Below are 12,898 nucleotides of genomic sequence, written 5' to 3'. Positions count from 1 at the left end.
GGTTTAATCCTTGCCATATTGTTTTCGGGATTCAAGTGGTGTGCATATTGTTCTTGGATTTGTGTTATGTTAGAATTTAATTCGTGAAAGTATATCGTTAAGCGCCTGGTTTTAGTTGTGGGAATTTCAACGGATGGTACGATACCTGTACCGAAGGAAAAAATAAGGTGTGCCCTGTTTCTTTTCTTGACATTGATAACTAATGGCGGTAAAATGACATAATGTAGGCTTGTTTATACCTGCGAAACCGCTCGGGCCGGGTTTAATAAGGAAGCAATTTCACCCGTACCGGCGAGTCCTGAAAAAGGGGGTTAGTGGGTATGTACGCTATTATTGAAACCGGAGGCAAACAGTACCGGGTTTCGGAAGGGGATACCCTGTTTATCGAAAAGGTGGATTGTGAGCCAGGTGGGTCCATCGAAGTGGAAAAGGTTTTGGCGGTGAAAAAAGACGGCCAATTAAAGGTTGGCACTCCTTTGGTTGAAGGTGCCAAGGTGCGTTTGAAAGTTAAGCGGCACGGAAAGGGTAAAAAGATTATTATATTTAAGTATAAACCCAAGAAAAATTACCGCCGCAAGAAAGGTCACCGTCAGCCCTTTACTGAAGTTGAAGTTGAGAAAATTGAGGTATAGACAGAGCCTTCGTTAACGGGAGGTGAGGGTATGGCTCATAAAAAAGGAGTAGGTAGTTCCAGGAACGGCCGTGATTCAAACCCTAAGTTTCTAGGGATTAAGAGGCAAGACGGGCAGTTTGTAACAGCAGGTAGTATTCTTGTGCGCCAGCGCGGCACAAAGATTCATCCCGGACGTAATGTTGGTCGGGGAGGGGACGACACTCTTTTCGCCAAAGTAGATGGCATTGTAACTTTCCATCGTAGAGGAAAGAACAAAAAGATGGTAAGCGTAAAAGAGGTTGCCGCCTCTGTTTAATTAAAATTCACGGATGAAAGGCCAGCCCTGGGCTGGTCTTTTTTGTTCCCGTGAAAATTAAGATTCCAGGGGGAGTTTTATATTGAATTCCGGTGATATGATGAAAGTAATATCCATATTGCGCCATGATTTTTTAAACCACCTGCAAGTTATTTCCGGTTACCTCCAGCTTAATAAAACTGACCGCGCCAGGGAATATATACGGGAGGTAACCCAAAATTTACAAAGATTAAGTAAAGTAGTACACTTGAAAGTGCCTGAAGTAGCCGGTGCCTTTCTCCTTGGCGAGGAAATGGCCGCAGGGATTGAGGTGAGGACCGAATATAACGTGGAATCTGACTTGGAAGGGTGCATGGTATCCGGGCAGGTGGCAGGCAGGGCCTTGTACGTCTGCCTGCAGCAAGTTTTTCGCCATATTGATTCCAGTATCCCGGGGGAAAATCCCCGCCTGGTAATTGATATTAAGGAGAACGGGAAAACTTGTGGCTGCGTGTTAAGATTCAATGTATCACCGGAGGTTAAAGAAATGGATAAATACCTGGGTGAAATTGACCGGGAACTGGCAAAATACGGCGGGCGGCTGGATTGGAAGGTGGATGCCGCATCAAGAAACGGAAGGTTAGAAATAATTTTACCCCGCCGTGTACCTGAAGGAGCTAATTAAAGGTATACTGGAAGAAGGGTGAAAAAATATGTTTTATGATAGTGCAAGAATTTACGTTAAAGGTGGCGACGGCGGCAACGGGTGTGTAGCCTTCCGCCGTGAAAAATACGTGGCCGAAGGCGGACCCTGGGGCGGTGACGGGGGCAGGGGCGGAAGCGTGATTTTGCAAGGGGACCGCGGCCTCCGCACCCTGGTTGATTTTAAATATAAAAGGCATTATGAGGCCGAGCGGGGCCAGCACGGCCAGGGTAAGAACATGCATGGCAGGTCGGGGGAGGACTTGATCATACGGGTTCCTACCGGGACCATAGTCAAAGATGCTCAAACGGGAGAAATCCTGGCTGACTTGGTTGAGCACGGCCAGGAAGTAGTGGTTGCCCCCGGGGGGCGGGGAGGCAGGGGTAATGCCCGCTTTGCCTCGTCCAAAAATAAGGCCCCTTCCTTTGCTGAAAAGGGCGAGCCCGGGGTGGAACGCTGGCTGGAACTGGAGTTGAAATTGCTCGCCGATGTGGCCCTGGTGGGCTTCCCCAATGTGGGCAAATCCACTATTATTTCACGCATTTCTGCCGCCAAGCCTAAAATAGCCGACTATCATTTTACCACCCTGCACCCCAACCTGGGGGTGGTTAAGGTTGAAGATACAAGTTTTGTGGTTGCGGATGTGCCCGGCTTGATTGAGGGTGCCCATACTGGCGCCGGGCTGGGACACCAGTTTTTGCGGCACACGGAGCGTACCCGGCTGCTGGTGCATGTGCTTGACGTGGCAGGCTCGGAGGGGCGTAACCCGCTGGAAGATTTTCACATAATTAATAACGAGCTCCGGCTTTACAGCCCGGAATTGGCCCAAAGGCCGCAGCTGGTGGCGGCCAATAAAATGGATATTCCGGGGGCCCGGGATAACCTGGTTTTACTGCAGAGAGAATTACAGGGAAAATATGAGATTTTCCCCATCTCAGCCGTAACCGGAGAGGGCCTTAATGCCCTGGTCCGCAGGATAGCCACCGTGCTCAAGGAATTGCCGCCTGAATTACCTGCGTGGCAAAGGCAGGAAGAGGTAATTACCCACCGCTATGAGCCCCGCTTTACCATTGATAAAGAAGACGGGGTTTTCGTGGTCCGGGGGAAGGAAATTGAAAGGCACGTGGCCATGACAGACCTGGAAAATGAAGAGGCCGTTCACCGCCTGCAGCGCATTATAAAAGTAATGGGGCTGGAAAAGGCCCTCAGGGAAGTCGGGGCCCGGGAAGGCAGCACGGTAAGAATCGGGGATTTCGAATTTGAGTTTATGGAAAGAGGTATGTAGAAAAAACAGAATAAATTTGCTATATTAAATAAAGATGACCCTAATAGTTGGAGTATTCTGCAAATGACAGCAAAGAAGAGAGATCTTTCCAAAGTAAAAAGACTGGTTGTGAAAGTGGGGTCCAGTTCCATAACCCACAGTACCGGCAGGCTTAACTTGTTCCAGCTAGAAAAACTGGTGCGACAGCTTTCCGACTTGTACAATCAAGGTTTAGAGGTGGTTTTGGTTAGTTCGGGGGCCATCGGGGCGGGTTTGGGTAAACTGGGACTTTCCCGGCGCCCGCGGAATATTCCTGAGAAACAGGCGGCGGCTGCCGTTGGTCAGGGTATACTGCTGCACATGTACGAAAAGTTCTTTGGCGAATACGGGGTAACGGTGGGACAGGTTTTACTTACCAGGGAAGATTTTGCCGACCGGAAGCGTTTTTTAAACGCCCGCAACACCCTCCTGGTCCTTTTGCAAATGGGAGTGGTCCCGGTTATCAATGAAAACGACACAGTGGCGGTGGATGAAATAAGGTTGGGGGATAATGACAACCTGGCTGCTTTGGTGGCCGGTTTGCTGGATGCCGATTTGCTCATTTTGCTTTCCGACATTGAAGGATTATTTACCGGTGATCCCAGAACGGATAAGGATGCCCGGCTTATACCCGAGGTAACGGAAATAACCCCTGAAATTGAGGCTTTGGCCGGCGGCGTCGGCACCAACCTGGGCACCGGGGGCATGGTTACCAAGCTGCAGGCAGCGCGAATTGCCATGCACTCGGGTATGGTAACAATTATCGCTCGGGCCGGGGAGGAGGACGTGCTCAGGAGAATTCTTGCCGGGGAGCCCCTGGGCACGGCATTTTGGCCTTCGGTGAGGTTGAGGAATAAAAAGCGCTGGATTGCTTATGGTTCTGCCATTCGGGGGAAAATTTTCATTGACCGGGGGGCCGCCCGGGCCTTGCTGGAAAACGGAAAAAGCCTTCTTCCATCGGGTGTGATTAAGGTTGAGGGCGACTTCGGCGTGGGCAGCACCGTAAGTGTTATATACGGGGATAAAGAAATAGCCCGGGGTATTGTCAATTATTCCGCGCGGGAAGTGGATGCCATTAAGGGGCTGCAAACCAGTGAAATTGCCGGTGTATTGGGCTACAAGGATTTTGATGAGGTAATACACCGCAATAACCTGGTACTGGATATATAGTTGGGGGGTAATCCAATGGAATTGGAAAAGGAAGTTATCAGCAAAGCCAAAGAGGCCAAGGAGGCCGCCAGGAAACTGTCTTATCTTTCCACGGATGTAAAGAATAAGGCGCTTCTGGCCATAGCCGCCGCCCTGCGGGAAGAAAGGGACTACATACTTAAGGAAAATGCCAGGGATGTTGAGGCCGGTAAGGAAAAAGGGCTGTCCCGGGCACTTATCGACCGCCTGCTCTTGACGCCGGAGCGGGTGGAGGAAATGGCCCGGGGCCTGGAAATGGTTAGCTCCCTCCCCGATCCGGTGGGTGAAGTGGAGGCCATGTGGACAAGGCCCAATGGGCTGCAAATAGGACGTATGAGGGTTCCCCTGGGCGTGGTGGGCATCATTTACGAGGCCAGGCCCAACGTCACCGTTGATGCTGCCGGCCTCTGCCTGAAGGCCGGCAATGCCGTGGTGTTGAGGGGCGGCTCCGAGGCCATAAATTCCAACCGCGCCGTTGCTGGTGTAATTGCCAGGGCCGCCGAGAAGGCCGGGATACCCAAAGGCGCCATTCAGCTTATTGAAAATACCGACCGGGCTGCGGTTAATGTAATGCTAAAATTGAACGAGTACCTGGACGTCTTGATTCCCCGGGGGGGAGCCGGGCTTATTCAAACGGTGGTTCAGAATGCCACCGTGCCCGTTATTGAAACCGGGGTGGGTAACTGCCACGTTTATGTGGACAGCGAAGCTAACCTGGACATGGCCCGGGAAGTCGTATTTAACGCCAAGTGCCAGCGCCCCGGGGTATGTAATGCCATTGAATCCTTGCTGGTGCACAAGGACGTGGCGGCACGGTTTCTGCCGGAGGTTTTGGAAAAGCTCAGGGAGGCCGGTGTGGAAATCCGGGGATGCGAGGAAACCCGCAAGGTGGTTCCATGGGTGAACCCGGCTACGGAAGAAGACTACGCTGCGGAATTCCTGGACCTGATTATAGCCGTCAAGGTGGTGGACAGCCTGGACGAGGCCATAGATCACATCTACAAGTACGGTACAAAACACTCCGAGACCATTATTACCGACAGCTATCATAACGGGCGCAGGTTCCTGCGGGAAATTGACGCCGCAGCCGTATATATAAATGCCTCCACCAGGTTTACCGACGGGGGCATGTTCGGATTCGGCGCTGAAATAGGAATAAGCACGCAGAAGCTGCACGCCCGGGGGCCCATGGGACTCAAGGAGTTAACAACCGTCAAATATATCATTTTCGGGGAAGGTCAAATCAGAGAATAGATTTTAAAAGCACATTGGGGGTGTTCCCCGGTGTGCTTTTTAATTTTTATGTATAAACAACAAAAAATAGGTAGTCAACATTGACGGCTGATGTGAATACTATAACTAAGATGGTGGGTAAAAAAATTATGGTAAGTGCCGCTAAATTTGTAATATTGCTTTTGGGAGTGGGGTATTTCATGTGGTATTCCTTTGTTCCGGAATTGACGAGAGTCACCATACCCCTTAAAAACTTACCTCCTTCTTTGGAGGGTTTTTCTATTTTGCATCTCAGTGATTTACACGGTGCCCGGTTTGGTAAGGGTCAAGCAGGGATTTTTAAGCTTTTGGAAGATGCACGGGTGGACATGGTTGCCTTTACCGGCGACTTGATGGACGCCCGCAGGAAGGAAGTAGAGCCGGGAATGGAATTGATAGAGAGAGCCGGCGATTTAGCGCCGGTTTATTTTGTTCCCGGAAACCATGAAAAGGCCAGTGGAATGTACCCGGAACTGAAAAAGATGCTTAGAGATAGAAATGTTATTGTAATGGGTGAAGGCCTGGAGGTTAGTTACACTGTGGGAGACAGTTCCATTACTGTCATAGGTGTAGGTGTAGACGGAAAAACGAAGAGAAAGGATTGGAATAAGATACGGGTGAAAGGGCCGGTAATAATGTTATCTCATTACCCCCGGATATTTAAGCGGGTTGCCGGGAGGGGGGTGGACCTGGTACTTGCCGGCCATACCCACGGCGGGCAGATACGCCTGCCGTGGGTGGGCGCCCTTTATATACCCGGCCAGGGGAAATTTCCTTATTACGATGCCGGCCTGTTTTTCCGGGAAGGTACGTACTTGTATATAAACAGGGGGCTGGGTGCCAGCGGGATACCGGTTCGCTTTATGTGCCGCCCTGAAGTGGCAGTAATTACCCTTGCCAAGGGCGAGTGAATATATTAATTGCTTAAACTGTGAATGGGGGCCGGAATTCTTCCCCCCCGGCGCACAAAATTGTCCGCGGAAAAGGGGTGGGTCGGCATTACCGGGGCCCTTCCCAAAAGGCCGCCGAATTCCACATAATCTCCCACTTTTTTGCCGGGGGCCGGTATGATGCGCACGGCGGTGGTTTTTTGGTTGATTACTCCTATGGCCACTTCGTCGGCCAGAATGGCTGCAATGGTTTCCGCACTGGTATCACCGGGCACGGCAATCATATCCAGGCCCACGGAGCATACACAGGTCATGGCTTCAAGTTTATCCAGGCCCAGGACCCCTTCCTCCACGGCCCTGATCATGCCGGCATCTTCGCTTACCGGAATAAAGGCTCCGGAGAGCCCGCCTACGTAAGAAGAGGCCATGGCCCCTCCCTTTTTAACCGCATCATTCAAAAGGGCCAGCGCAGCGGTGGTTCCATGGGTTCCACAGCGCTCCAGGCCCATTGCTTCCAGTATTTCGGCCACGCTGTCTCCCATTGCCGGCGTGGGCGCCAGGGAAATGTCTACAATGCCAAAAGGAACCCCCAGCCGGGATGCTGCCGTGCGGCCCACCAGTTCTCCCATGCGGGTTATTTTAAAGGCGGTTTTTTTAACGGTTTCGGCCAGAGTGCCGAAATCGGCCCCTTTAATCTTTTCTACTGCACTTTTAACCACCCCCGGCCCGCTAATTCCCACGTTAATGACCGATTCCGGTTCTCCTACGCCGTGGAACGCCCCGGCCATGAAGGGGTTGTCTTCGGGGACGTTGGCAAAGATAACCAATTTGGCGCAGCCCACCCCGTCCTTGTCCCGGGTTCTATGTGCCGTATCCTTTATGATCTTCCCCATAAGGTATACCGCGTCCATGTTGATTCCGGCCTTGGTGGTGGCTACGTTTACGGAAGCGCAGACCCGCTCCGTTTCAGCCAGGGTCCGGGGGATGGATTGGATGAGCTTGCGGTCCCCCCCGGTCATGCCCTTGTGCACCAGGGCGGAAAACCCTCCTATGAAGTTGACTCCTACTTCTTCGGCCGCCCGGTCCAGTGTCCGGGCATACATGAAATAATCACCAGCTTGGGCGCATTCGGCCACCAGAGAAATGGGAGTAACGGAAATGCGCTTGTTAACGATGGGAATGCCGAATTCCCTGGCTATATCTTCACCCACCGGCACCAGGTTTTGGGCGAGGCGGGTTATTTTATCGTAAATTTTTTGGCAGGCCTTCCGAGGATCGGGGTCTGAACAATCCCGGAGGCTTATTCCCATGGTAATGGTTCGGATATCCAATTTTTCTTCCTGAACCATTTTTATGGTTTCCATTATTTCTTGCATGGTCAGCATGGCATAAATTCCTCCTAGATTCTGTGCATGTACCTGAAGGCGTCTTCATGCTGGGCGTCAATGCGAACGCCGATTTTTTTACCAAGGGTGTTTAACTCTTTCTTAAGGGTCAGTAAATCTATCTTGCTTTTTTCCATATCGGCAATAAGTACCATGGCCAGAAATTCCTGCAGTATGGTTTGGCTGATATCCAGTATGTTAATGTTATTTTCGGCCAGTATTTGGGCTACCCCGGCAATTATACCGACCTTGTCCGGGCCCAGGACGGTTACAATTATTCGGTTTTTCTTTTTCATATCCCTTTGGCTGGACAAGCATAATCACTCCTTGCTTTATAATGACGGCTTAATAACTTCTTCTTCCGCAGGTAATCCTTAGTTAAATTTTAACGTTTTTTGGGTGCAGGCAAAATGTATACTTAATACAATAACTTACTTCCCCGTCCCGGGCAAGATTTTTGCTAAAATATTTAAGGTGAAAATTAAACAATAGTAAGAAATCCATTGAGGTGTTGGTATGATTATAAACAAGTTTGTAGCGCCGGAAATAATTTTTGGATTGGGTGCTCTTAACCAGGTGGGTGAGAGTGCCCTGCGCCTGGGGGCTAAAAAGGTTTTTGTGGTCAGCGACCAGGGAGTTATGGATGCCGGGTGGGTGGAAAGAGCGCTTTTTTATATTGGTCAAGCCGGGCTGGAATACGAAGTATGGCACGATATTACCAGCAATCCCAAAGATAATGAAGTGACGAAAGGCGCGGAACGATACCTTGAATCCGGCTGTGATGCCGTTATGGCCGTTGGCGGCGGCAGTCCCATAGACGTTGCCAAGGCGGTGGCCATGCTTGCTACCAATAAAGGTAATGTTCAGGATTTTGAAGGGGTAAACAAAATTACAAAGCCCCTGCCGCCCATGTTGATGGTCCCCACCACAGCCGGTTCGGGATCCGAGGTATCCCAGTTTGCTATTATAGTTGACCGAAAACGAAAAATAAAAATGGCCATTATTTCGAAATCCCTGATCCCCGATATTGCCATTATTGATCCCTATTTATTGCAAACCAAGGATGCCCGGCTGACTGCGGCAACTGGTGTGGACGCTTTGAGTCACGCTATAGAGTCCTTTGTTTCTCTGGCGGCTACCCCGCTGACGGATGTGCAGGCTCAGAATGCTATTCGTTTAATAGCTAATAACTTGCGAGAGTCGGTGGCATGCAGTACGGATATAGAGGCCAAATCGGCCATGGCCATGGCCAGCCTGCAGGCCGGGCTGGCCTTTTCCAACGCCATTCTGGGGGCGACCCACGCCATGACCCACCAGGTGGACGGTCTTTTGGATCTGCATCACGGAGAAACAAATGCCATTTTGTTGCCCTATGTTATGGAATTCAACCTTATAGCCTGTGCCGACAAGTATTGCCGGATTGCGGAATTTTTTGGCGAAGATATTACCGGCTTGAGCAAATGGGAAGGTGCGGAAAAGGCCATAAAGGCTGTTCGCCGGCTTGTGCGGGACATTGGGATTACTCACGGCCTTGCTGCTATGGGCCTTAAGGAGGAATTGGTAGAGAGATTAAGTAAAAATGCTCTTAATGACGCTTGTATCGTAACAAACCCGCGGGATGCCAGTGAGAAGGATATCGCTGAAATTTTTAGGCAAGCGCTTTAAGTGTCGGGGGGATTTGCGTGTCGGAAAGGCTTTTTAATGAAAAGATAAGGTTAATAGAAAATTTGACGGGAGTAAATTCTTCCAAGCTCAACTATTACCTGGAGGCAAAGAAGAGAAGCGAAGAAGTTGTCAAGCAGAATCACCGTCTCGAGATAATTTACCAAATTGTACAGGATATCAATATCGATATGTCTCTGGAAGACGTTATTACCCGGGTTCACGAAAAGCTGCCCCAGGCCATACATTGTGACTTCTGGGGCCTGGCATTGCTAAAAAGAGACAACCTGTACATGACGGCCATGATTCCGGGCTGTGCTTGTATAGGAGAGCCCGTATCGCAAAAATCTCTCTTCTGGGAAGCGGTTAGGCAAAAGGATATCAAAGTATATCATTTGGAAGGTGACGGAAGCGAATTGACCTACCCGCCCATAAAGAAAATGAATATCACGTCCATGGTTGTAACTCCCATGGTAGTAAAGGGGAACGTTATCGGCGTGCTGATCATGGGCAGTAAAAACAAAAACGTTTATGGTGATGATGAGATTAAATTTATCCGTCAACTGGCCGGGCAACTGGCTATTTGTATAGAGAATGCCAGGTTGTATGAACAGGTGCTGCGAGGTAAAAAGGAATGGGAGGAGACCTTCAGAGCAGTTACCGACCCCTTTTTCCTTATAGATTTGAATTGTAATATTTTGCGTTGTAATGACCGTTTGGATAAGCTTCCCGGTGGAGTTAAGGAATATGCCGGCGAGAAAAAATGTTACCGCCTCCTGTGGAACCGGGAAACCAAGTGCCGGCCTTGCTTAATGGATGAAGTTTGCGCAGCCCGGGAGGCGGCTTACAAGCGTATGCAGCTTCCCACGGGTATGGTCTACGATGTGTTTTATTACCCTGTTTTTAATGAAAAAGGTGAAATTTATGCTGTAATTCATCACATTAAAGACGTTACGGAAAACGTTAAAATGGAGGCCCAGCTGATGCAGTCGGCCAAACTGGCGGCCATTGGAGAAATGGCTGCGGGAGTGGCCCACGAGCTGAACAGCCCTATGACGGCCATACTTGGCAATGCCCAAATGTTATTACGGGATTTGGAGGAAGGCGACCCTAAGATCGATTATGTTAAAGATATAGTTAATTGCGGATTGCGCTGTAAAAAAATCATTCAGAATTTGCTTACCTTTGCCAGGCAGGATGAGAGGCCCAGATCTTCTATAAACATCAATGAAGTGGTTAAAAGGGTTTTAAGCATTATAAAATATCAAATTAACAGAAATAACGTGGAGCTGAAAATGGAACTGGAATCCGGGTTGCCTACCGTACGTGCTAATGGGCACCAACTGGATCAGGTCCTGATTAATTTCTTGCTCAATGCCAGGGATGCATTAGAAGGGAAGGAAGGAGAGAAGAAAATCCAAATATATACCGGTATTACCGAATTAAAGGGTAAAAGGGCCGTATATGCAACAGTTGTGGATAACGGGGAAGGTATTGCCCCGGAGAATATGGGAAAGATTTTCAATCCTTTTTTTACAACCAAGGAAGCCAGCAAAGGTACCGGCCTGGGCCTTTCTGTAAGCCTGGGTATTGCCGAGGCTCACGGTGGCACCATCAGTGTTCAAAGCAAGGTCGGAGAAGGCAGCAGTTTTTCCCTTATCTTACCTGCGGAAAGTTAAAAAGGGAAGTGGTAGTAGGTGGATAATTTGTACAGAATTTTAATAATTGATGATGAACACGAAATCGGAAATTTTTTTAGAAGGCTTTTGGAACGAAAAGGGTATAAGGTCCGCGTGGCCTGCAACGGCAGGGAGGCCGCTGTCCTTATTGATGATGAAGAATTTCACGTTGCCATGGTTGATCTAAAATTACCTGATACCGACGGCCTGGAACTACTGCAACAGATTAAGGCGGTCCAGCCCTTTTGCGAAGTTATAATAATGACTGGCTATAGTACCACTCGAACGGCGGTTAAGGCCATACATCTGGGTGCCTTTGATTATATTGAAAAGCCCTTCGAGGATATTGACCAGCTGGAGGATTTAATTGAAAAGGCCCTGCAATTCAGGCACCAGGCTTCGGGAGGTAAAGGGAGCCGGCCCGAGTGGATGGATATAGCAGCCCGGGTGGGTTTTCAAGTAGGGGCAACCCCAAAGATGAAGAGGCTGGCTATGGTAGCCTACAAGATAGCAAAAAAGAATATTAATGTGCTTATCCAGGGGGAAACCGGCACCGGCAAAGAAGTTCTGGCTAGGTTTATTCACCATTGCAGTCAGCGCTCACAAAATGCTTTTATTCCCATCAACTGCGGTGCTCTCCAGGAAAGTCTCCTAGAAAGTGAGCTTTTTGGTCACGAGAAGGGGGCTTTTACCGGGGCATCCAGCCAGCGCAAGGGTATATTTGAAATAGCCGACGGGGGAACCCTTTTCCTCGACGAGATAGGAGAGGCCAGTCTTGCCATTCAAGTGAAACTACTCCGGGTCTTGGAAACCGGTGAATTTTTCAGGGTTGGCGGAGAAAGGCCCATTTCCACCGATGTCAGGATAATTGCTGCCACCAACGTGGATTTGCAGCAGGCCGTAGAAGAAAAAAAATTTCGTGAGGACCTGTTTTATCGTCTGAATGTGGTCAGTCTGGAAATCCCCCCTTTAAGGGAAAGAAAAGAAGATATTCCCATGTTGGTTAACTATTTTTTGAAACGGGCTGGAGAGGAGAGGCAGTTTCAGGTATCTCCCGAGGCCATGCAGATACTTAAGATGTATTCCTGGCCAGGGAATATAAGGGAATTGATAAATACCATTGACCAGGCTATGGTCCTTACCGAGGGAAATATAATTGTGCCGGGATGTCTTTCGGAAAAGATAATAAACGAGGTAAGAAAAACTGATGATAGCATTAACATGGTGGGAATACCCGCCGGAGGGTTCAGATCCAATTACAGGGACGTTGTTTACTGGCTTGAAGAAATGTTGAGCAAGCAAAAATACCTTAACGAGCTTTCCGACGAGGAAATATTAACTGCGTACCGGCTTGCAAAACAGCTGGAATCTAAGATTAGAGAGTCGATGAGCCAAAGGGGACTTCCCGGTCTGTCTCCTCCGTCCATGGAGGAAGTGGAGAAAAAAGTTATAAAAGAAACCCTTGAGTATTACCGGGGGAATGTTAGTAATGCCGCCCGGTCCCTGGGAATAGGCCGTAATACCCTTTATCGGAAAATGAAAGATTATGGGATCAATCCCAACAAGTAAGGGCGCTTTAAAAGGCAGTCTAAGCCGGTTAGAAAACCGGCGTTTTTTATTGCCGGTGTTCCCTGCTGTGCATAGGTGCTTCGCGCTTTTTTTGTTCCCATGTGGTGCACTTGTTCCGGTGTGGAACAGGTGTATGTGTTATATTTGCACGATAAAACGCACTTTTATGAATTTTTTGTCCAAATATTTAAGGATATTTTTTAACATTTGTTGCCAGCATTCAGTTAACCTCCTATAAATATAGGGTTTGGGCATTATGGCACGGCAATTGCTTTTCAAAATAGTCAAATAAACAAAAATGAAGGGAAAGTTCAGCCTTTTCTTTCCCTTCCAAATCAA

At 49.1% G+C, this 12,898-nt stretch carries 12 protein-coding genes; 10 read left to right on the top strand and 2 right to left on the bottom strand.

The genetic code is table 11. The annotated features are described in order from the left end of the window. The first annotated feature begins 320 nt into the window (after positions 1-320). The 7 genes from rplU (at position 321) to ACX4JR_RS12535 (ending at position 6,285) form a co-directional block, all read left to right on the top strand. Entirely contained in the window at positions 321-632 is a 312-nt protein-coding gene (gene rplU / locus ACX4JR_RS12565) for a 50S ribosomal protein L21 (RefSeq protein WP_476058380.1), read from the top strand. 30 nt (positions 633-662) lie between these two features. Continuing rightward, positions 663-929, top strand: a complete 267-nt coding sequence (gene rpmA, locus ACX4JR_RS12560; RefSeq protein WP_476058379.1) for a 50S ribosomal protein L27 — start codon at positions 663-665, stop codon at positions 927-929. A gap of 82 nt (positions 930-1,011) precedes the next feature. Further along, positions 1,012-1,593 (top strand): Spo0B domain-containing protein, encoded by a 582-nt coding sequence (locus tag ACX4JR_RS12555; protein WP_476058378.1) that lies wholly within the window; start codon positions 1,012-1,014, stop codon positions 1,591-1,593. Between the two features lie 28 nt (positions 1,594-1,621). Further along, entirely contained in the window at positions 1,622-2,896 is a 1,275-nt protein-coding gene (gene obgE / locus ACX4JR_RS12550; protein WP_476058377.1) for a GTPase ObgE, read from the top strand. Between the two features lie 63 nt (positions 2,897-2,959). Further along, positions 2,960-4,084, top strand: coding sequence for a glutamate 5-kinase (gene proB / locus ACX4JR_RS12545; RefSeq protein ID WP_476058376.1), 1,125 nt, complete (start codon positions 2,960-2,962; stop codon positions 4,082-4,084). 15 nt (positions 4,085-4,099) lie between these two features. Next, positions 4,100-5,356, top strand: a complete 1,257-nt coding sequence (locus ACX4JR_RS12540; RefSeq protein ID WP_476058375.1) for a glutamate-5-semialdehyde dehydrogenase — start codon at positions 4,100-4,102, stop codon at positions 5,354-5,356. An 80-nt stretch (positions 5,357-5,436) separates the two neighbouring features. Further along, positions 5,437-6,285: a metallophosphoesterase gene (locus ACX4JR_RS12535; RefSeq protein WP_476058374.1), complete on the top strand. Its 849-nt coding sequence runs from the start codon at positions 5,437-5,439 to the stop codon at positions 6,283-6,285. A 5-nt stretch (positions 6,286-6,290) separates the two neighbouring features. On the opposite strand, the gene ACX4JR_RS12530 is transcribed toward ACX4JR_RS12535, so the two are convergent. Beyond that, complete coding sequence (locus ACX4JR_RS12530) at positions 6,291-7,649, bottom strand: DUF711 family protein (protein WP_476058373.1); 1,359 nt, start codon at positions 7,647-7,649, stop codon at positions 6,291-6,293. 14 nt (positions 7,650-7,663) lie between these two features. Further along, positions 7,664-7,945, bottom strand: coding sequence for an ACT domain-containing protein (locus tag ACX4JR_RS12525; RefSeq protein ID WP_476060556.1), 282 nt, complete (start codon positions 7,943-7,945; stop codon positions 7,664-7,666). A gap of 220 nt (positions 7,946-8,165) precedes the next feature. On the opposite strand from ACX4JR_RS12525, the gene ACX4JR_RS12520 reads away from it, so the two are divergent. From ACX4JR_RS12520 to ACX4JR_RS12510, 3 genes are read left to right on the top strand one after another with little or no spacing between them, the layout of a single operon-like run. Continuing rightward, positions 8,166-9,314: an iron-containing alcohol dehydrogenase gene (locus ACX4JR_RS12520; protein ID WP_476058372.1), complete on the top strand. Its 1,149-nt coding sequence runs from the start codon at positions 8,166-8,168 to the stop codon at positions 9,312-9,314. Positions 9,315-9,331: 17 nt separating this feature from the next. Further along, the gene (locus ACX4JR_RS12515) at positions 9,332-10,990 is read left to right on the top strand and encodes a GAF domain-containing sensor histidine kinase (RefSeq protein WP_476058371.1); all 1,659 of its coding nucleotides are present in this window, start codon (positions 9,332-9,334) and stop codon (positions 10,988-10,990) included. Positions 10,991-11,008: 18 nt separating this feature from the next. Beyond that, a complete protein-coding gene (locus tag ACX4JR_RS12510; protein WP_476058370.1) occupies positions 11,009-12,559 on the top strand; it encodes a sigma-54-dependent transcriptional regulator in 1,551 nt (516 codons plus the stop codon). Positions 12,560-12,898 lie beyond the last annotated feature (339 nt).

This window comes from Desulfofundulus sp. JL263-se, from assembly GCF_056316025.1.
The sequence above is the reverse complement of the archived record's forward strand: the minus strand, read 5'-3'. Positions and strand labels throughout refer to the sequence as shown.